General features: G+C 61.1%; 20 protein-coding genes and 1 pseudogene. 14 read left to right on the top strand and 7 right to left on the bottom strand.

Annotated elements, in window-relative coordinates:
- Positions 1–114: 114 nt before the first annotated feature.
- The 4 genes from K0F85_RS12835 to K0F85_RS12850 all read right to left on the bottom strand — a co-directional run bounded on the left by K0F85_RS12835 (position 115) and on the right by K0F85_RS12850 (position 3,132).
- Positions 115–459: a DUF1840 domain-containing protein gene (locus K0F85_RS12835; protein ID WP_219116413.1), complete on the bottom strand. Its 345-nt coding sequence runs from the start codon at positions 457–459 to the stop codon at positions 115–117.
- A 179-nt stretch (positions 460–638) separates the two neighbouring features.
- The gene (locus K0F85_RS12840; RefSeq protein ID WP_257572743.1) at positions 639–1,130 is read right to left on the bottom strand and encodes a hypothetical protein; all 492 of its coding nucleotides are present in this window, start codon (positions 1,128–1,130) and stop codon (positions 639–641) included.
- 121 nt (positions 1,131–1,251) lie between these two features.
- The gene (locus K0F85_RS12845) at positions 1,252–2,772 is read right to left on the bottom strand and encodes a YifB family Mg chelatase-like AAA ATPase (RefSeq protein WP_219116415.1); all 1,521 of its coding nucleotides are present in this window, start codon (positions 2,770–2,772) and stop codon (positions 1,252–1,254) included.
- 111 nt (positions 2,773–2,883) lie between these two features.
- On the bottom strand, positions 2,884–3,132 hold the full coding sequence (locus K0F85_RS12850; protein ID WP_034749434.1) for an accessory factor UbiK family protein: 249 nt from the start codon (positions 3,130–3,132) through the stop codon (positions 2,884–2,886).
- A gap of 269 nt (positions 3,133–3,401) precedes the next feature.
- Between K0F85_RS12850 and K0F85_RS12855 the strand changes: the two genes are divergently transcribed.
- From K0F85_RS12855 to K0F85_RS12915, 13 genes are all read left to right on the top strand, one after another.
- Positions 3,402–4,169: a TorF family putative porin gene (locus K0F85_RS12855; protein WP_219116416.1), complete on the top strand. Its 768-nt coding sequence runs from the start codon at positions 3,402–3,404 to the stop codon at positions 4,167–4,169.
- Between the two features lie 11 nt (positions 4,170–4,180).
- A complete protein-coding gene (locus K0F85_RS12860; RefSeq protein WP_010393464.1) occupies positions 4,181–4,519 on the top strand; it encodes a P-II family nitrogen regulator in 339 nt (112 codons plus the stop codon).
- 11 nt (positions 4,520–4,530) lie between these two features.
- Positions 4,531–6,066, top strand: a complete 1,536-nt coding sequence (locus K0F85_RS12865; RefSeq protein WP_306984500.1) for an ammonium transporter — start codon at positions 4,531–4,533, stop codon at positions 6,064–6,066.
- Positions 6,067–6,269: 203 nt separating this feature from the next.
- Positions 6,270–7,568, top strand: coding sequence for a glutamate--cysteine ligase (gshA, locus tag K0F85_RS12870; protein ID WP_101483765.1), 1,299 nt, complete (start codon positions 6,270–6,272; stop codon positions 7,566–7,568).
- Between the two features lie 97 nt (positions 7,569–7,665).
- A complete protein-coding gene (gshB, locus tag K0F85_RS12875) occupies positions 7,666–8,634 on the top strand; it encodes a glutathione synthase (RefSeq protein WP_219116417.1) in 969 nt (322 codons plus the stop codon).
- A 2-nt stretch (positions 8,635–8,636) separates the two neighbouring features.
- Positions 8,637–9,041 (top strand): PTS sugar transporter subunit IIA, encoded by a 405-nt coding sequence (locus tag K0F85_RS12880; protein WP_219116615.1) that lies wholly within the window; start codon positions 8,637–8,639, stop codon positions 9,039–9,041.
- 92 nt (positions 9,042–9,133) lie between these two features.
- On the top strand, positions 9,134–9,403 hold the full coding sequence (locus K0F85_RS12885) for an HPr family phosphocarrier protein (RefSeq protein ID WP_010393142.1): 270 nt from the start codon (positions 9,134–9,136) through the stop codon (positions 9,401–9,403).
- 44 nt (positions 9,404–9,447) lie between these two features.
- The gene (gene ptsP / locus K0F85_RS12890) at positions 9,448–11,190 is read left to right on the top strand and encodes a phosphoenolpyruvate--protein phosphotransferase (RefSeq protein ID WP_219116418.1); all 1,743 of its coding nucleotides are present in this window, start codon (positions 9,448–9,450) and stop codon (positions 11,188–11,190) included.
- A gap of 135 nt (positions 11,191–11,325) precedes the next feature.
- Positions 11,326–12,525 (top strand): homoserine O-acetyltransferase, encoded by a 1,200-nt coding sequence (locus K0F85_RS12895; RefSeq protein WP_219116419.1) that lies wholly within the window; start codon positions 11,326–11,328, stop codon positions 12,523–12,525.
- The gene (gene metW / locus K0F85_RS12900; RefSeq protein WP_219116420.1) at positions 12,522–13,133 is read left to right on the top strand and encodes a methionine biosynthesis protein MetW; all 612 of its coding nucleotides are present in this window, start codon (positions 12,522–12,524) and stop codon (positions 13,131–13,133) included. Before K0F85_RS12895 ends, metW begins: the two co-directional genes overlap by 4 nt.
- Positions 13,133–14,392, top strand: a complete 1,260-nt coding sequence (locus K0F85_RS12905) for an AmpG family muropeptide MFS transporter (RefSeq protein WP_219116421.1) — start codon at positions 13,133–13,135, stop codon at positions 14,390–14,392. The genes metW and K0F85_RS12905 overlap by 1 nt, the downstream gene beginning before the upstream one ends.
- Positions 14,373–15,275 (top strand): M48 family metallopeptidase, encoded by a 903-nt coding sequence (locus K0F85_RS12910; protein ID WP_219116422.1) that lies wholly within the window; start codon positions 14,373–14,375, stop codon positions 15,273–15,275. The genes K0F85_RS12905 and K0F85_RS12910 overlap by 20 nt, the downstream gene beginning before the upstream one ends.
- A gap of 1 nt (position 15,276) precedes the next feature.
- Positions 15,277–16,176 carry a pseudouridine synthase gene (locus tag K0F85_RS12915; RefSeq protein WP_257572744.1) on the top strand — a complete coding sequence of 300 codons (900 nt, stop codon included), beginning with the start codon at positions 15,277–15,279 and terminating at the stop codon, positions 16,174–16,176.
- 6 nt (positions 16,177–16,182) lie between these two features.
- Here the strand turns inward: K0F85_RS12915 and K0F85_RS12920 are convergent, their stop codons facing one another.
- Positions 16,183–16,959 carry an exodeoxyribonuclease III gene (locus tag K0F85_RS12920; protein WP_219116423.1) on the bottom strand — a complete coding sequence of 259 codons (777 nt, stop codon included), beginning with the start codon at positions 16,957–16,959 and terminating at the stop codon, positions 16,183–16,185.
- Between the two features lie 108 nt (positions 16,960–17,067).
- Between K0F85_RS12920 and pyrE the strand changes: the two genes are divergently transcribed.
- A complete protein-coding gene (gene pyrE / locus K0F85_RS12925; protein WP_219116424.1) occupies positions 17,068–17,730 on the top strand; it encodes an orotate phosphoribosyltransferase in 663 nt (220 codons plus the stop codon).
- On the opposite strand, the gene K0F85_RS12930 is transcribed toward pyrE, so the two are convergent.
- Positions 17,727–17,972: a GNAT family N-acetyltransferase gene (locus K0F85_RS12930; protein WP_219116425.1), complete on the bottom strand. Its 246-nt coding sequence runs from the start codon at positions 17,970–17,972 to the stop codon at positions 17,727–17,729. The genes pyrE and K0F85_RS12930 overlap by 4 nt on opposite strands.
- Positions 17,969–18,283 (bottom strand): annotated as a pseudogene (locus K0F85_RS28755) (hypothetical protein); the annotation flags it as partial. The pseudogene K0F85_RS28755 and the gene K0F85_RS12930, both read right to left, overlap by 4 nt.

An 18,283-nucleotide genomic window follows, 5' to 3' on the forward strand; every position in this document is an offset into this window, starting at 1 on the left:
AACTTTGCGCCGATGATAGTGCTGCAACCAGTGTGAAAGTAGGTTATCGTCAGGCTTGTTATATAAAAAACCCCGCGTGTGCGGGGTTTTTTTTCGTCTGCAACGTTCATCGGATCAGATGCCCCAGGTAATGCTTTCACCTTCCGCCTTGGCTGAGCGCAGCATTTCCATCAACGGATAGGCGCGCTGTGAAAAATGTACTTTTTGTGCGCGCGCATGTGCGCCCGTTTCGCCATCTTCCAGCGATTCCGGCGTATGCGCATCGTGTTCGACATCATTTTCCGGATGCAGTTTGCTTTCCGCGACTTCTTTTTCCAGCATGGCCAGGGCATCGCCCGCTTCTGCTGGCGTGATGACGCCGCGCGTGGGGTTCTTGTGCAGGATGTCGAGGATACGCTGGGCATGTTCCTGGTACATCAACACTTCTGGGGAGGATTTGGATTTGAATGAGATTAACATAAGTGCTTTCTGAAACTTGTTGTTAGTGTCGAAACAATATCACGACTTGGGTGTTGCACCGGCCGTCCGATTGCGCGGATTGCACATTTGCAAGTCGCATACCGCCATGTGTTGGACACGGTACGAATTTACAAGAGCTTGCTGAGCGTGAAAATAGCCATTTAAGCGATCGTTAAGTCTCAATCCAGTTTTACCGAGTCCAGGAAGGTGTCGATGGTGTCACGCGACAGTTGGCTTTCTTCCCCAAGAATGATAACTTGAAATATACGTTTGTCCTGCGCCACAAAACGCCCGACCAGCAAGACGGGCTTGCCTTGCTGTATGCCTGTCGCTTCAACGCTCAGCGAACTGCGTTGATGGCCGCCGGTCGTCGTGTTGCTGGCCGCCGAGGCCAGTTTTTCGCTGCGCACGACGCCATTGATATTTTTTAGCAGCGCCATCTTCATGGCAGGCAGGGCCGCTTGCGCCTGTTCCGTACTGTCGAGCGCGGCGCTGCCGATGGCAAAGGTATTGCCATCGACCTCACTGGCCGTCATGGTCAGGCTGACTTTCTTGCCATCGAGATCGATCTCGCGCGTCAGCACGGCCGGCTTGCCTGGAAACAGGGCCGTGAACTGGGCGTCCGGACTGCGATAGTCGCGCCAGTCGAATTTCGGGCTGCAGGCGGACAAGACGCTGGTGGCCGCGAGTGTCGCTAGAAAGAGGCCAAGTGATGGTTTTTTCATCAGCAGATAGTAGCAGCGCCGCCACTCGCGCGCAATCGCGCACGTGTGGCCGCGTTCACTGGCCGCCTTATATCTCGCGCAGCACGCGCCGGTACTGGATCGCTTCGGCGACATGCGGCGTGGTGATGGCGGAGCTGTTCGCCAGATCCGCAATACTGCGCGCCACGCGCAGTACCCGGTGGTAGGTGCGCGCCGACCAGTGCAGGCGCGTCATGGCGCCATGCAACAACTGTTCGCCATGTGGCTCCAGGCGACAATGCTGTTCGATTTCCATGTTGCTCAGCCGCTGGTTCGATTTTCCCTGGCGTGCCAGTTGCAAAGCGAAGGCTGCCGCCACCCGGGAGGCGATGGCTTGCGTGCTTTCGCCGACGCCTGCATGTCTCCCCAGCGCCGCCGGCGGCATGGCTGCCACTTCAATCTGCAGGTCGATACGGTCGAGCAGCGGGCCGGACAGGCGATTGTGATAACGGAGCACGGCGTCTGGGGTACAGCGGCAACGGCCGGAAGCGTGGCCCAGATAGCCGCAGGGGCAGGGATTCATGGCGGCGATCAGCTGAAAGCGGGCAGGAAACTCGGCCTGGCGGGCCGCGCGTGAAATGCTGATCACGCCCGATTCCATGGGCTGGCGCAGCACATCGAGTACCCGGCGCTGAAATTCGGCGATTTCATCGAGAAACAGCACGCCGCAGTGTGCCAGCGAGATCTCGCCCGGGCGCGGCACGTTGCCGCCGCCCACCAGCGCCACGCCGGACGCTGTCTGGTGTGGGGCGCGATAGGGCCGTCGTTTCCAATGTTCCACTTTGAAGTGGCCGCTCAGCGAATGCACGGCAGCCGATTCCAGCGCCTCTTCATCGCTCATGGGCGGCAGCACGCCGGGGAAGCGGCTGGCCAGCATGGTCTTGCCTGCGCCCGGCGGGCCTACCATCAGGACGTTATGGCCACCCGCTGCTGCCACTTCCAGTGCGCGTCGCGCCTGTTGCTGCCCTTGCACGTCGGCAAAGTCTGGATAGGGAAAAGCATGCGTTGCCAGCACGGGCTGGTGGCGTTGCAGGGCAGTCTGGCTGGCGTGCGCGGCAAAATGCGCGCAGACCTCGAGCAGGCTGTGAGCGGGATAGATGCAGGCATCGCTGACGAGAGCCGCCTCGTCCGCGTTCGCCTGCGGCAGGATGAAGGCGCGTGGCGCGCTCGACTGGCTGCGCTGCATGGCAAAGGTCATGGCCAGCGCACCACGGATGGGACGCAACTGACCAGACAGCGATAGTTCGCCCGCGAATTCATAGCGGTGTAATTGGTCGCCCGGCAACTGGCCGGAGGCGGCCAGGATGCCCAGAGCAATGGGCAAGTCGAAGCGGCCCGACTCCTTGGGCAAGTCTGCAGGCGCCAGATTGGCCGTGATGCGCCGCGCCGGCATGTCAAAGCCGCAGTTTTGCAGCGCGGCACGAACCCGGTCGCGCGATTCCTTCACTTCCGTATCCGGCAAGCCGACTATCGTAAAGGACGGCAAGCCGTTGGCAAGGTGAACTTCGACACTTACCTCGGGCGCCTCCATGCCGGACAGGGCGCGGCTTTTCAGGACGGCCAGGCTCATCAGAATCCCCTGTAGCGCGGGCGCGGACAGGATCAGTCTAGCGCTTGAAGCGGTACGAGGCTTGAGGTATGCCAGCAAGGCCGCCGATAACGAGGCCTTGCCGGCCGCACTTTACGCCTTGGTATCGTTCAGGCGCGTTTCCAGTTCGATCAGGCGCAATTCCAGTGCGTCCAGCTTGGCGCGGGTCTTGGCCAGCACTTGCGCCTGGATATCGAATTCTTCGCGCGTGACGAGATCGAGGCGGGCGAAGCCCTGGGTCATCATCGATTTCACGTTTTTCTCGATATCCTTGGCTGGCGAGTTTTCGATGGCTTGATGGATCTTGCCTTGCAAGTCGTTAAAGAAGGTATTCATGTCCATGGTCAGTCCTTTTATGGTGCATCCTGTGCAACGCACCATTGCGGTGCACAGTGGCGTTAATCTGGTGCGTATCTGGGCGGTTCATTGTGCTTCAGCAGTCCGTTTCCGTCATCCCTGCGGCGTGCAGGGTAAGTGTGGACGGAAATGCACCTGTCAAGGTGGCAAGAGAGCTGGCACGTATTCTGCTAAAGAAGTGATGAACGCTTTGTGATCTCCAGCCAAGATTTTAAACCTCAACCGCTTTAAAAGTTCAATAAAAGGGAATCGCCATGAAGAATTTGTCCAAGAACATGACTTTAGTAGCAGCGTTGACGCTGGCCATGACCGCCGTGTGCGGTAGCGCCATGGCCCAGGATGCGGCGGCGGCGCCTGCTGCTGCCGAGGCGGTCCCTGATAACGTGGTGAGCTACAACGTGGCGCTGAGCAGCGACTATCGTTACCGTGGCGTGTCGCAAAGCCGTCTCGACCCTGCCATCAGCGGTGGTGCCGACTATACCCACAATCCGACGGGCTTATACGTGGGCACCTGGTTGTCGAGCATCAAATGGATCAAGGATGGCGGCGGCGATACCAATCTGGAATGGGATATCTACGGCGGCAAGCGGGGCGAGATCAGCAAGGATTTCACCTATGACGTGGGCGGCCTCTACTACTTCTATCCCTCGAATGGGCTGAGCACCAATGCCAATACTTTCGAGCTGTACGGCCAACTCGGCTACGGCCCGCTGTACATCAAGTACTCGCACTCGACGACCAATCTGTTTGGCGTGTCTGACAGCAAAAACAGTGGCTATCTTGACGTGGGCGGCAACTTTGACCTGATTGACGGCTATATCATGAACGTGCATGTGGGGCGTCAGAAAGTCGCGCACAACGATTCCCTCAGCTACAACGATGTCAAGTTCGGCGTGACCAAGGACTTTGGCATGGCGACCGTTTCCCTTGCTGCCGTGAAGGCCAATATCACGTCGCTGGCGCCAAATGGCAAGAACCTGGCGAAATCCGGTCTCGTGCTGACCGTGTCCAAAACTTTTTAAGCGAGACTGCCATGAAAATGATTACAGCAATCATTAAACCGTTCAAACTGGACGAAGTACGCGAAGCTTTGTCGGCTATCAATGTACAAGGCATTACTGTCACGGAAGTCAAAGGGTTCGGTCGTCAGAAAGGTCACACGGAACTCTACCGTGGCGCCGAGTATGTCGTCGATTTCTTGCCAAAGACCAAGATTGAAGCTGCCGTCGACGACGCGATTGTCGACCAGGCCATCGAAGCGATCGAAGGTGCTGCGCGTACCGGTAAGATCGGTGATGGCAAGATTTTCGTCTACAACCTGGAACAGGTCATCCGCATCCGTACCGGTGAAACCGGCAACGAAGCGCTCTAAGGGGAATATTGATGCGTAAAAATATAACAAAATTGCTCGCCGGGATAGCCTGTCTGTGTGCGTTTGGCGTCGCCACGCCGAGTTTTGCCGATGCACCCGCCAAGACGGAAGCTGCCACGACCACGGCCGTTGCCGCTCCCGCCGTGACGCCGGTTCCTGACGCAGCGCCCGCTGCCGTCGCCCCTGCCCCGGCCGAGGCCGCACCAGCCGCCGCCCCCGTCGCCAACAAGGGCGATACCAGCTTCATGATGATCAGCACGTTGCTGGTGATCTTGATGACGATCCCCGGCCTGGCCCTGTTCTACGGCGGCCTGGTGCGCTCGAAGAACATGCTGTCGGTGCTGATGCAAGTGTTCATGGTGTTCGCGCTGGTCATCGTGCTGTGGTGTATTTATGGCTACTCGATCGCCTTCACGGAAAAAACCGCCTTCTTCGGTGGCTTCGACCGCCTGTTCCTGAACGGCATCTGGGATCCGGCCAAGGGCACGTTTGCCGCTGCTGCCACCTTCAGCAAGGGCGTCGTGATTCCCGAGTTCGTTTTCGTCGCTTTCCAGGGCACGTTTGCCGCCATTACCTGTGCACTGATCGTCGGCGCCTTTGCCGAGCGCGCCAAGTTCTCCGCCGTGCTGGCCTTCGTCGTGCTGTGGTTTACGTTTGCCTACCTGCCGGCCGCCCACATGGTCTGGTTCTGGACGGGGCCTGACCTGATCACCAACGCCGCCACCTCGGCCAGCGAAGCCCTGAAGGCTGGCTGGATCTGGCAAAAAGGCGCGCTGGACTTCGCCGGCGGCACCGTGGTGCACATCAATGCCGCTGTCGCCGGCCTGGTGGGCGCGGTCATGATCGGCAAGCGCGTCGGCTACGGCCGCGAATCGATGGCACCGCACTCGCTGACGATGACCATGATCGGCGCGTCGCTGCTGTGGGTGGGCTGGTTCGGTTTCAATGCCGGCTCCTCGCTGGAAGCGGGCGACGTGGCTGCCCTGGCCTTCGTCAACACCTTGCTGGCAACGGCCGCCGCTACCCTGTCGTGGGTGTTTGGCGAATGGATCAGCAAAGGCAAGCCATCCATGCTCGGTGGCGCGTCCGGCGCCGTGGCCGGCCTGGTGGCGATCACCCCGGCGGCCGGCTTTGTCGGCCCGATGGGCGGCCTGGTCATCGGCTTGCTGGCCGGTGTCGTCTGCCTGTGGGGCGTGAATGGCCTGAAACGCCTGATCGGCGCCGACGATTCGCTCGACGTGTTTGGCGTGCATGGCGTGGGTGGTATCCTCGGCGCCTTGCTGACCGGTGTGTTTGCTGCGCCACAGCTGGGCGGTCAGGGCATCTTCGACTACGTCACCAACAAGATGTCGGCCGACCCGTATTCGATCGGCCACCAGGTGTGGGTACAGGCGCAAGCGGTCGGTACCACCATCATCTGGTCGGCCGTGGTCTCCGTCATCGCCTATAAACTGGTCGACATCGTCATCGGCCTGCGCGTACCGGAAGAAGAAGAGCGCGAAGGCCTCGATATCACCAGCCATGGCGAGCAGGCATATCATGGCTAAATGATAATGATCTGGCACGCCAGCGCTGCGGCGTGGCGTGCCTGGCTTGAGAAGGCGCCTCATTGAGGTGCCTTTTTTCGTTGTGGGAATGGAAAAGGTCTTTAAAACAAGGCATTTGCCCCGATTTAGGCTACTTACACGGTAATATAGTCGGCAGTTCTGTGTGCTTTTTTGAATACTGCACATAATTTAAGGATGTAACTATGGTTCCCCATCTCGTCACGGCCCTGACCGGACCGCTGCTCGACCTCGAAAAAAAGATTCTGGCCGCGACGCCGGCCATTGAGCGCTGGTTTCGCATGGAATGGCAAGAGCACACGCCGCCCTTCTATTGCTCGGTAGACTTGCGAAATGCGGGCTACAAGCTGGCACCCGTCGATACCAATCTGTTCCCTGGCGGTTTCCATAACCTGGCCACGGAAATGCTGCCCTTGTCCGTGCAGGCGGCCATGGCCGCCATCGACAAGTATTGCCCGGACGCCCGCAACCTGCTGATGGTGCCGGAATTGCACAACACCACGCCGCAATACCTGCAAAACGTGGCGCGGTTGATGCAGATTTTCCGCCAGACGGGGCTGCACGTGCGCCTTGGCTCGTGGTCGCCCGAGATCACCCAGCCGACACCGTTGGCGTTGCCAGACGGCAACATGCTCGTCATCGAGCCGCTCGTGCGCCTGAACAATGGCCGCCGCCTGGGATTGAAGGATTTCGACCCATGCACGATTCTGCTGAATAACGACTTGTCGGATGGTATCCCCGATATCTTGCAAAACATTCACGAGCAAAGCCTGTTGCCGCCCTTGCATGCGGGCTGGGCCTTGCGCCGCAAGAGCAACCACTACACGGCCTACGATGAAGTGGTGAAAAAATTCGGCAAGATGATCGATGTCGACCCGTGGATGCTCAACCCCTTCCACGCCAAGTGTAGCGACGTCAACTTCCAGGAAGGCGAGGGCGAAGACGCGCTGGCCGCCAGTGTCGACGTGCTGTTGGCCAAGATCCGCAAGAAATACAAGGAATACGGCATCAAGGAAAAGCCCTTCGTCATCGTCAAGCCCGATGCGGGTACGTATGGCACGGGCATCATGACGGTGCGCGACGCCAGCGAAGTGCGCGATTTGTCGCGCAAGCAGCGCGACAAGATGTCCATCGTCAAGGATGGCAAAGTCGTCACCGACGTCATCATCCAGGAAGGCGTGCCTACGTTTGAAAGCATCAAGGATGCGGTGGCCGAGCCTGTCGTCTACATGATCGACCGCTATGTGGTGGGTGGCTTTTACCGCGTGCATGCGGAGCGGGGCGTCGATCAGAATCTGAACGCGCCCGGTTCGCAGTACGTGCCGCTGGCATTTGCCCAGCAGCATGCGGTGCCTGACCTGAAGGCCAAGCCGGGCACGGCCGCACCGAACCGCTTCTATGTATATGGCGTGGTGGCGCGCCTGGCCTTGCTGGCTGCGTCGCTGGAAATGGAACGCACTGACCCGAATCCCGAGGTGTATTGATTCCCCTCAGCAGCTTGCCGGGCGCGGCGACAACCGCGCCTGGCGATCTCGGCTAGAATCAAGCATTCCTTATCCAGGCTCCCCGATTGGACGCACCATGAAAATTGCATTCCTTGCCGACCCGTTGGCAGGCTTCAAGACTTACAAAGATTCCACCTTCGCCATGATGCGCGAGGCGGCCGGGCGCGGCCATGCCGTGTACGCCTTCGAGCAGAAGGACATGGCGCTGGAAGAGGGCATCGTCACTGCCCGTGTGCAGCATATCGAGCTGACCGGCGACGAACACGACTGGTACAAAGTGGTCTCCACCGAGGAAGTGCGCCTGTCGACCCTGGACGCCATCATCGAGCGCAAGGACCCGCCGTTCGACATGGAATACGTGTACGGCACGTATCTGCTGGAGCTGGCGGAAAAGCAGGGCGCACACGTCTTCAACAAGCCGTCCGCCATCCGCGACAACAATGAAAAGCTGGCCATTGCGCAGTTTTCCGAATTCACCTCGCCGACCCTGGTGACGTCGGATGAAGCGCGCCTGCGCGCCTTCCACGCCAAGCACCAGGACGTCATCTTCAAGCCGCTCGACGGCATGGGCGGCACGGGCATCTTCCGCGTCAAGGCCGATGGCCTGAACCTGGGCGCCATCATCGAGACCTTGAGCGAGAACGGCGCGCAGACCATCATGGCGCAGCGTTTTATCGCCGACATCGTCAAGGGCGACAAGCGTATCCTCGTCATCGGCGGCAAGCCGGTGCCGTTTTCGCTGGCGCGCATCCCGCAGGCGGGCGAAGTGCGCGGCAACCTGGCGGCCGGCGGCACGGGCGTGGCGCAGCCCCTGACGACACGCGACCTGGAAATCGCTGAAAAACTGGGCCCGATCCTGGCCGCGCGCGGCCTGATGCTGGTAGGATTGGACGTGATCGGCGACTATCTGACGGAAGTCAATGTCACCAGCCCGACCTGCTTCCAGGAAATCATGCAGCAGACGGGTTTTGATGTGGCTGCCATGTTTGTCGACGCCGTCGAGCATGGCGTTGCGCAAGCGCAGCAGCATCAGAAGGTGAAATGACTATGGTAGGGATTTTGCTCATGACACATGCACCGCTGGGACAGGCGTTCATCGCCGCCTGCGCGCATGTGTTTCGCGGGCCAACGGAACGTTTTGAGGCCATCGACGTCGTCGCCGACCAGGATCTGGCGGAAGTGCAAAAGCTGGCATCGGCAGCCATCTGCCGTCTTGACGATGGCTCCGGCGTGCTGGTGATTACCGACGTGAAGGGCGGCACGCCGTCGAACTGCTGCAACAAGCTGGCCGATGCGGGCCGGGTGGAAGTCATCGCCGGCATCAGCCTGCCGATGCTGCTGCGCGCCATCACGTATCGCCGCGACACGCTTGACGTGGTGGTGGAGATGGCGCTGGCCGGTGCGCAAAGCGGCGCCGTGCGCGTCGACAACCGCATCCGCGTGGGCGAATAAGGAAGTGCATGGCCGCCGCCCTGAAGGCGGCGGGTTTTATAGGCCAAGATTGTCATCAGCGTAGTGCATTCAGGGATAGAGACCATACAAAAATGATTCAAAAAGAACTCGAAATCATCAACAAGCTGGGACTGCACGCACGCGCCTCCGCCAAATTTACCCAGCTCGCCGCCAAGTTCAAGAGCGACGTCTGGCTGACCCGTAACGCGCGCCGCATCAACGCCAAGTCCATCATGGGCGTGATGATGCTGGCCGCCGGCAAGGGCGCGAAAGTGACCCTGGAAGCCGAGGGCGATGATGAGCAGGCATGTGTCGATGCGCTCACCGCCCTGATTAATGACAGGTTTGGCGAAGGCGAGTAATGTCCGCCGAACGCAGCCGCAGCCGCATTCCGACAGGTCACCCCATGGCATCTTTCACGCTCCACGGCATCCCGGTCTCCCGCGGCATCGCCATCGGCCGCGCGCATCTGCTGGCGCCGGCCGCCCTTGACGTCAAACACTACCTGGTCGCCCAGGAACAGATCGAAGCCGAAGTCCAGCGTTTGCAAAACGCCATCGCCGCCGTCCACAAGGAGCTGCAAACCCTGTGGAACGAGCTGCCGAAAGATGCGCCCACCGAACTGGGCGCGTTCATCGACGTGCATGCGCTGATCCTGTCGGACCCGCTGATCGCCGAAGCGCCGCTCGACATCATCCGTTCGCGCCATTACAACGCCGAATGGGCGCTGTTGACGCAAATCGATGAATTGTCGGCGCAGTTCGACGAAATCGAAGACCCGTATTTGCGCGAGCGCAAGGCCGATATCCAGCAAGTGGCCGAACGCGTGCTGAAGGTCTTGCTGGGTACTGAACAGCTGCTGCCCAAGGCGGCCACCGACGATGAATTGCTGGCGCAGATGATCGTCGTCGCCCACGATATTTCGCCGGCCGACATGCTGCAGTTCCGCGACCGCTCCTTCATCGGTTTCATTACCGACGTGGGCGGGCAGAACTCGCACACGGCCATCGTCGCGCGCAGCCTGGATATCCCGGCCGCCGTCGGCATGTCGCAGGCCTCGATGCTGATCGAACAGGACGACTGGCTGATCATCGACGGCGACGCCGGCGTGGTCATCGCCAACCCCAGCACCCTGGTGCTGGAACAGTACCGCGAGCTCCAGGCGGCCATGCAGCGCGCGCGCAAGAAGCTGGGCAAGCTGAAAAAGACGCCGGCCGTGACCAAATGCGGCACGCCCGTCACTCTGCTGGCAAATATCGAGTTACCCGAGGATTGCGCGTTTGCGCTGGAATCGGGCGCCAGCGGCGTGGGCCTGTTCCGCTCCGAATTCCTGTTCATGGGCCGTGCCCACAAGATTCCCACCGAGGACGAGCAGTTCGAGGCTTACCGCAACACGGTGCAGTCGATGAAAGGGCGCATGGTGACCATCCGCACGCTCGACATCGGCGCCGACAAGCCACTTGACCAGTCCGACCATACGGCCTTGAATCCCGCCCTGGGCTTGCGCGCCATCCGTTACTGCCTGGCCGAGCCGCAATTGTTCCTGACGCAGCTGCGTGCGATTCTGCGCGCCTCGGCTTTCGGCAAGGTGCGCATCCTGATCCCCATGCTGGCGCATGCCTTCGAGATCGACCAGTCGCTGGCCATGATCGCGCAAGCGAAGGCCAGCCTGCGCGAGGAAGGCGTCAAGTTCGACGATGCCGTCGAAGTGGGTGCCATGATCGAGATACCGGCCGCCGCGCTGGCACTGCCCATGTTCGTCAAGCGCATGGATTTCCTGTCGATCGGCACGAATGATTTGATCCAGTACACCCTGGCCATCGACCGCGTCGATTACGAAGTGGCGCATTTGTATAATCCGCTGCACCCGGCCGTGCTGCAGCTGATCTCCATGACGATCGCGGCCGGCCACAAGGCGGGCATCGACGTGGCCGTCTGCGGCGAGATGGCGGGCGACGTGAAGCTCACGCGCTTGCTGCTGGGTATGGGACTGCGCGAGTTTTCCATGCATCCGGCCCAGCTGTTGGCGGTCAAGCAAGAGATCCTCAACAGCGACCTGGACCTGATTGCACCACAAATGCGCAAAATTATGCGTTCCATGGAACCAAATGTGATCGCGGAAGCCGTACAACAGTTGCAGCTCATGTAAACTGTCGCCTTATCAGCACCAGGACACATCGCGCGCGGCAAGATGTTTCCTGGTGTTAAAGTTGCAGAACCTATCATCGCGGTGCTGCATCGACCATGGCCCGTGGGGCCGCCCCCCTTTTATAAACCGACACACATGTCATCCATTGGAATCGTTTCGCCGCAAACCATGTATTTTGCGCAACCCTTGCAGCTGCAAAGCGGCGCATCGCTGCAAGACTATCTGTTGATGTATGAAACCTACGGCACCCTGAACGCCGACAAATCGAACGCGGTGCTGGTTTGCCACGCCCTGAACGCTTCGCACCACGTGGCCGGCGTGTACGAGGATGAGCCGAAAAGCACGGGCTGGTGGGACAATATGGTCGGTCCCGGCAAGCCGCTCGACACGGACAAATTCTTCGTCATCGGCGTCAACAACCTGGGTTCCTGCTTCGGATCGACGGGCCCCATGCATACCAATCCCGCCACCGGCAAGCCATATGGCGCCTCTTTCCCCGTCGTCACGGTGGAAGACTGGGTCAACGCGCAGGCACGCCTGGCCGATGAACTGGGCGTCAAGCAGTTCGCCGCCGTGATGGGCGGCTCCCTGGGCGGCATGCAGGCGCTGGCGTGGAGCATCATGTTCCCTGAGCGCTTGCGCCACTGCGTCGTGATCGCCTCGACGGCCAAGCTGTCGGCGCAAAATATCGCCTTCAATGACGTGGCGCGCCAGGCCATCCTGTCCGACCCTGATTATCGTGGCGGCGACTTCTATGCCCACGGCGTGGTGCCGAAGAACGGCTTGCGCGTGGCGCGTATGGTGGGTCATATCACGTATCTGTCGAATGACGACATGGCCGAAAAATTCGGCCGCAAGCTGCGCGATGCGGCGCAGACGGGCGACTACAAATTCGGCTTCGGCATCGATTTCGAGATCGAATCATACCTGCGCTACCAGGGCGACAAGTTCTCCGAATACTTCGACGCCAACACGTATCTGCTGATCACCAAGGCGCTCGATTATTTCGATCCGGCGCGCGCGCATGGCGGCGACCTGGCCAAGGCCCTGTCGGGCACCAAGGCCAAGTTCTTCCTCGCCTCGTTCTCCACCGACTGGCGCTTTTCGCCCGATCGCAGCCGCGAAATCGTCGAAGCCCTGGTGTGCAACCGCCGCCAGGTCACGTATGCGGAAATCGACGCGCCGCACGGCCACGACGCCTTCCTGCTGGAAGATGCGCGCTACATGAACATGGTGCGCGCCTATTATGGCCAGGTATGGAACGATATCGGGGCGGGCTTGCCCGCTCCTGCACAGCACACCGCCGTCCGCCAGGGCGCCAAGGAGACCGCATGACTTTTGACGAATTGAGCGCGCTGCGCCCCGACCTGGCCTTTATCGCCCACTGGGTGCCGAACAAGGCGCATGTGCTGGACGTGGGCTGCGGCGAAGGCGTGATGCTGCAATACCTGCAAAGCGACAAGGAGTGCAGCGGCTACGGCATCGAAATCGCTGACGACAAGGTGCTGGCCAGCACCCTGCGCGGCGTGAACGTGATCCAGCAGGATATGGAAAAGGGCCTGGCCATCTTTGGCGACAACAGTTTCGACACGGTGCTATGCCTGTCGTCCCTGCAGATGATGAAGCAGGTCGAGCCGCTGCTGCGCGACATCGTGCGCGTGGGCGCCGAAGCCATCGTGTCGTTCCCCAACTTCGCCTACTGGCCGCACCGCGTGGCCTTGCTGAAAGGGCGCATGCCCGTGTCGAAATCGCTGCCCTACCAGTGGTATGACACGCCCAACGTGCGCTGCGCTACCATCAACGACTTCCGCGAACTGGCCGAGGAATGCGGCCTGGAAGTGATCGAATGCGTGGCCCTGGCCGAAGGCAAGATGGTCTCCGTGCTGCCCAACCTGCGCGGCGACCTGGCCGTCTTCCGCCTGCGCAAAAAAGCGGTGCATTGATGAGCAAAAGCCCGGCGCCTGGCTGGCGTGCCTATGCCAATGGCCGCATGCTGGCCGTGCTGGTGCTGGGTTTCAGTTCCGGCCTGCCCCTGTTCATCCTGCTGTATTTGCTGCAGGCATGGCTGGCCAAGTCGGGCTTGAACGTAAAAGCGCTGGGGCTGTTTGCCCTGGTGCAGTTCCCGTACATCTGGAAATTCCTGTGGGCGCCCCTGATGGATCGCTACCGCATCCTGGGCCTGGGACGCCGGCGCGGCTGGATGGCCCTGACGCAAGTGGCGCTGTTCTTCTCCATCGGCGGCATGGGCATGCTGGACCCGCTCACGCAGATCAGCCTGATCGCGGCCGCCGCCGGTGGCGTGGCCTTCCTGTCGGCCAGCCAGGACATCGTCATCGACGCCTACCGGCGTGAAATCCTCAGCGACAATGAGCAGGGCCTGGGCGCCGCCGTCATCGTCAACGCGTATAAAGTGGCGGGCATGGTGCCGGGCGCGCTGTCGCTGATCCTGGCCGACCGCATGCCATGGCAGCCCGTCTTCTGGATCACGGCCGCCTTCATGCTGCCGGGCCTCGTGTGCACCTTGCTGATCAAGGAGCCTAGCGTGTACGGTTCGCCGCCGAAGACCATGCGCGAAGCGATCATCTTGCCGTTCCAGGAATTCATCGCGCGCGATGGTTGGCGTAACGCTATGTGGATACTCGCTTTCGTATTACTCTACAAAATCGGCGACAGCATGGCCACGGCGCTGGCGACGAAGTTTTATCTCGACCTGGGGTTCAGCATGACGCAGATCGGCCTGGCCGCCAACACCACGGGTTTCTGGGCCAGCCTGGCCGGCGGCGTGGTGGGTGGTGTCTGGATGCTCAAGCTTGGCATCAACCGGGGCCTGTGGGTGTTCGGCGCGCTGCAGGCCATCGCCATTCTCGGCTTTGCCTGGCTGGCGCAGGTGGGGCCGAACACCATGCTATTGAGTGCCGTGATCGGTTTTGAAGCCTTCGCCAGCCTGGGCCTGGGTGCCGCCGCCTTTGTCGCGTTCCTGTCGCGCACCACGGACCCGCGCTACACGGCCACGCAATATGCGCTGTTTTCCAGCCTGAGCGCTGTGCCGCGCACCTTGATCAACGCCTCGGTGGGCTTTCTGGTCGCCGAACTGGGCTGGTTCTCGTTTTTCATCGTTTGCTTCTTCCTGGCTTTTCCGGCCATGATGATGCTGCCTAAAATCGCTCCATGGAGGTCTGCCAATGGCACCAATATCCCTTAAACGTTACACCGTCCTGGCCAGCCTGTGCGCGGCCACCGCGCTGGCGCCGCTGTCCGTCCACGCCCAGCAGGCGACGGTACAGGATGGCATCAAGGTGCGTCCTTTGTCGACCTCGCGCATCTTTGCCGGCGGCGCCGATTTCAATGCACAATCGAAGCAGCAATATACGCAGCTGGTCAACGAAGCGAAGGAAAAAAATGCGCTGGCGCCGGACAGCGATCCGCAGGTCAAGCGCCTGCGCGCCATCGCCCAGCGCATCATCCCGTTCGCCACCCGCTGGAACGAAGCGGCGGCCAACTGGAACTGGCAGATCAACCTGCTCAACTCGGACGAGGTGAACGCCTTTTGCATGCCGGGCGGGCAGATCGCTTTTTACAGCGGCATTATCAGCAAGCTGAACCTGACCGACGATGAAGTGGCCGTCGTCATGGGACATGAAATTTCGCACGCCTTGCGCGAACACTCGCAGGCGCAGGCCGGCAAGGGCAACCTGGCCGCCGTTGGCGCCAAACTGGCCGGCGCCGGCCTGTCGGCCTGGCTCGGCGTCGACCCGAATCTGACCAGCACCGCCACGAATATGGCGGCCAAGGGCGTGATGCTGAAGTTCTCGCGCGACGATGAACGCGAAGCGGACCTGATCGGCATGGACCTGGCCGCGCGCGCCGGTTTCGATCCGCGCGCTGGCGTGGTGCTGTGGCAGAAGATGGCGGCCGTGAGCGCGGGTGCACCGCCGGAATTCCTTTCGACGCATCCGTCGGGTAGCGACCGCATCTCGCAGATGAACAGCCACATGGCGCAAGTGCTGCCGTTGTACGCGCGCAGCAAGGGCGTCAGCGTGGACGCCTTGCCGCCCTACCGCAGCAACGCCATCGCCGCGCGCTAGGATGTCTTCCCGTAGCGGCCCTGCGCCGCTGCCCATGCGCGATGGCGTGGCGGCCAGTTATCTTTGGCTGCCGGAAGGGCAGTGGCCGGACATGCTCACTTTCCTGCTCGAGCGCTATCCGCAGATCAGCGCCGCGCAATGGCAGGACCGCATGGCGCGCGGCGACGTGGTCAATGGCGACGGCGCCGTGCTGGCGCCCGACAGCGCCTACCGGTGCGGCATGCGCATTTTTTACTACCGCGAGCTGGAGCGCGAAACGCCGATCCCCTTCCAGGAAGAGATATTGTTCCAGGACGAACACCTGGTGGTGGTCGACAAGCCGCATTTTCTGCCGATGACGCCGGCCGGGCGCTTCGTGCAGGAGACCTTGTTGACGCGCTTGAAGAAAAACCTGGACTGCGCCGAGCTGACGCCGATCCACCGCCTCGACCGCGAAACGGCCGGCGTGGTGATTTTCTCGCGCCAGATAGCCAGTCGGGGCGCCTACCAATCGCTGTTCCAGCGCCGCGAAGTGCGCAAGACGTATGAGGCGCTGGCGCCTCGCCTCGATGGCCGCGATTTTCCGTTCACCTATCGCAGCCGCATGGTCGAGGGGGCGCAGTTTTTCCTCATGCGCGAAGTAGCGGGCGAGCCCAATTCGGAAACCGTCATCGACGTGATCGAGCGGCGCGGCGAGCTAAACCTGTACCGCTTGCATCCGCACACGGGGCGCAAGCACCAGTTGCGCGTGCATCTGGCCGCGCTGGGTATCCCCATCGTCAACGATGCGTTTTACCCGTCAGCCCTGCCGTGCAAGGAAGACGACATGTCGCACCCGCTGCAGTTGCTGGCGCGCGCGATTGATTTCACCGACCCCTTGAGCGGCGAGGCGCGCCATTTTGAAAGCCGGCGCAGCCTGTAGTGGCGCTTACGCCTTGATGGTGTAATCGATGATCAAAGGAGCGTGGTCGGAAAAACGCTCGTCCTTGTAGACGCTGACCGTATGCGCCTGGGCCGCGATGCCAGGGGTGGCGACATGGTAATCGATGCGCCAGCCCACGTTCTTCGCGTAGGCTTGTCCGCGGTTGCTCCACCACGTGTACTGGTCTTCGCGCTTGTCCAGGCCGCGGTGCACGTCGACCAAGCCCACTTCGTCGAAGACGCGCGTCAGCCACGCGCGCTCTTCCGGCAGGAAGCCGGAATTCTTTTTGTTGCCCTTCCAGTTTTTCAGGTCGATTTCGTGGTGGGCGATGTTCCAGTCACCGCAGATGACCACTTCGCGGCCCAGCGCCTTCAATTCCAGCAGGTGCGGCAGGAACAGTTCCATGAAGCGGAACTTGGCTTCCTGGCGCTCCGGGCCGGACGAACCGGAAGGGCAGTACACGGAAATGACGGACAGCTTGCCAAAATCACAGCGCACGTAGCGGCCTTCGGCATCGAATTCGGGGCTGCCGAAGCCGATATGTACGGCGTCCGGTTCGACCTTGCTGTACACGCCCGTGCCCGAATAGCCTTTTTTCTCGGCATAGTGGAAATGGCCATGGTAGCCGTGCGGATTGAGGAATTCCGGCGTCATGTCGGGCAGTTGCGCCTTCAATTCCTGCACGCAGATGAAATCGGCCGTCTGCGTGCCCATCCAGTTGAAAAAGCCTTTTTTTGCGGCGGAACGGATGCCGTTCAGGTTGGCGGAGATAATTTTTGGCATAGATTGAGAGTGAAAGGGCGCTGGACGGGGCCGGCGGGCGCGGCATGGCGATTGTCTCGCCGGTGCGCGCGGATTAAAATACAGGCACTTTTAAAAAATGAGGCTAATGTGAATAATTTACGCCAGCAGTTTATCGCGTTTTCAGTATCCAAGGGAGTCTTGCGGTTTGGCGAGTTCACCACCAAGGCCGGGCGATCATCGCCGTACTTCTTTAATGCGGGCCTGTTCCACGATGGCGCCACCCTGGCCGAGCTGGCACAGTTCTACGCGCAGACCCTGCTCGACTCGGGCGTCGAATTCGACATGCTGTTCGGCCCCGCCTACAAGGGCATCACCCTGGCGTCGGCCACCGCCGTGGCGCTGGCCGGCAAGGGCCGCAATACCTCGTTCGCTTTCAACCGCAAGGAAGCCAAGGACCATGGCGAAGGCGGCACCATCGTTGGCGCCAAGTTGCAGGGCAAGGTTGTCATCATTGACGATGTGATCTCGGCCGGCACCTCGGTGCGCGAATCGGTGGACATGATCCGCGCCGCCGGCGCCGAACCCTGCGCCGTGCTGATCGCCCTGGATCGCATGGAGCGTTCCGGCCCCGATGGCCAGCTGTCGCCTAGTTCGGCGGTGCAGGAAGTATCGAAACAGTACGGTATCCCCGTCATCTCGATCGGCAACCTGGACGACTTGTTCGGCTACCTGAATGGCGCGGGCGCCGATCCGGAACTGCTCAAATATAAAGAAGCCGTTTCCGCCTACCGCACAAAGTATGGCATTTAAGTCGTCTTTTCCAGCAGCGCCCGCAGCCGCGGGTCGCTGCAGGCAGCGCTGGCCGATGGATGGCATTGCAACAGCCGCCGCAGCAGCGCGCCGCCGATGCCGCGCCGCCGGAACGGCGGTTTCACGAACAGCATGTTCACCGTCACCCCATTCGCGCACTGGCTGATGTCGAGCATGGCAACCTGCTGGCCATCGATCCACGCGCACAGCGCGCTATCCCCCTGCCAATCGATCTGCATCATGCCAGCCATGGTTTGAGCGCCGCATGCAAGCCCAGGGCGAACAGGCCGACAAAAAAGCATCGCTTGAATACTGGCAGCGCGATGCGCGCGCGCAGCCATTGGCCGGCCAGCATGCCAGCCAGCGCCGGCAGCAGCGCATACGCCGAAGCGCCGGCCGCGCCCAGGCTGAAGTCGCCGCGCAGGGCCAGGCTGGCCGCCAGCGCCACGGTCGATGCCGTAAACGCCAGCCCCAGTGCCTGCACCAGCGCATCGCGTGCCAGCCCCAATCCCTGCAGATACGGCACGGCGGGGATCACGAACACTCCCGTGGC

This window comes from Janthinobacterium sp. UMAB-56, from assembly GCF_900095265.1.
Lineage (GTDB): Bacteria > Pseudomonadota > Gammaproteobacteria > Burkholderiales > Burkholderiaceae_D > Janthinobacterium.

Coding starts and splice junctions, on each gene's coding strand:
- K0F85_RS12835 (WP_219116413.1), bottom strand. CDS start 459: ATGTTAATCTCATTCAAATCCAAATCCTCCCCAGAAGTGTTGATGTAC.
- K0F85_RS12845 (WP_219116415.1), bottom strand. CDS start 2,772: ATGAGCCTGGCCGTCCTGAAAAGCCGCGCCCTGTCCGGCATGGAGGCG.
- K0F85_RS12850 (WP_034749434.1), bottom strand. CDS start 3,132: ATGGACATGAATACCTTCTTTAACGACTTGCAAGGCAAGATCCATCAA.
- K0F85_RS12855 (WP_219116416.1), top strand. CDS start 3,402: ATGAAGAATTTGTCCAAGAACATGACTTTAGTAGCAGCGTTGACGCTG.
- K0F85_RS12860 (WP_010393464.1), top strand. CDS start 4,181: ATGAAAATGATTACAGCAATCATTAAACCGTTCAAACTGGACGAAGTA.
- K0F85_RS12865 (WP_306984500.1), top strand. CDS start 4,531: ATGCGTAAAAATATAACAAAATTGCTCGCCGGGATAGCCTGTCTGTGT.
- gshA (WP_101483765.1), top strand. CDS start 6,270: ATGGTTCCCCATCTCGTCACGGCCCTGACCGGACCGCTGCTCGACCTC.
- gshB (WP_219116417.1), top strand. CDS start 7,666: ATGAAAATTGCATTCCTTGCCGACCCGTTGGCAGGCTTCAAGACTTAC.
- K0F85_RS12880 (WP_219116615.1), top strand. CDS start 8,637: ATGGTAGGGATTTTGCTCATGACACATGCACCGCTGGGACAGGCGTTC.
- K0F85_RS12885 (WP_010393142.1), top strand. CDS start 9,134: ATGATTCAAAAAGAACTCGAAATCATCAACAAGCTGGGACTGCACGCA.
- ptsP (WP_219116418.1), top strand. CDS start 9,448: ATGGCATCTTTCACGCTCCACGGCATCCCGGTCTCCCGCGGCATCGCC.
- K0F85_RS12895 (WP_219116419.1), top strand. CDS start 11,326: ATGTCATCCATTGGAATCGTTTCGCCGCAAACCATGTATTTTGCGCAA.
- metW (WP_219116420.1), top strand. CDS start 12,522: ATGACTTTTGACGAATTGAGCGCGCTGCGCCCCGACCTGGCCTTTATC.
- K0F85_RS12905 (WP_219116421.1), top strand. CDS start 13,133: ATGAGCAAAAGCCCGGCGCCTGGCTGGCGTGCCTATGCCAATGGCCGC.
- K0F85_RS12910 (WP_219116422.1), top strand. CDS start 14,373: ATGGCACCAATATCCCTTAAACGTTACACCGTCCTGGCCAGCCTGTGC.
- K0F85_RS12915 (WP_257572744.1), top strand. CDS start 15,277: ATGTCTTCCCGTAGCGGCCCTGCGCCGCTGCCCATGCGCGATGGCGTG.
- K0F85_RS12920 (WP_219116423.1), bottom strand. CDS start 16,959: ATGCCAAAAATTATCTCCGCCAACCTGAACGGCATCCGTTCCGCCGCA.
- K0F85_RS12930 (WP_219116425.1), bottom strand. CDS start 17,972: ATGATGCAGATCGATTGGCAGGGGGATAGCGCGCTGTGCGCGTGGATC.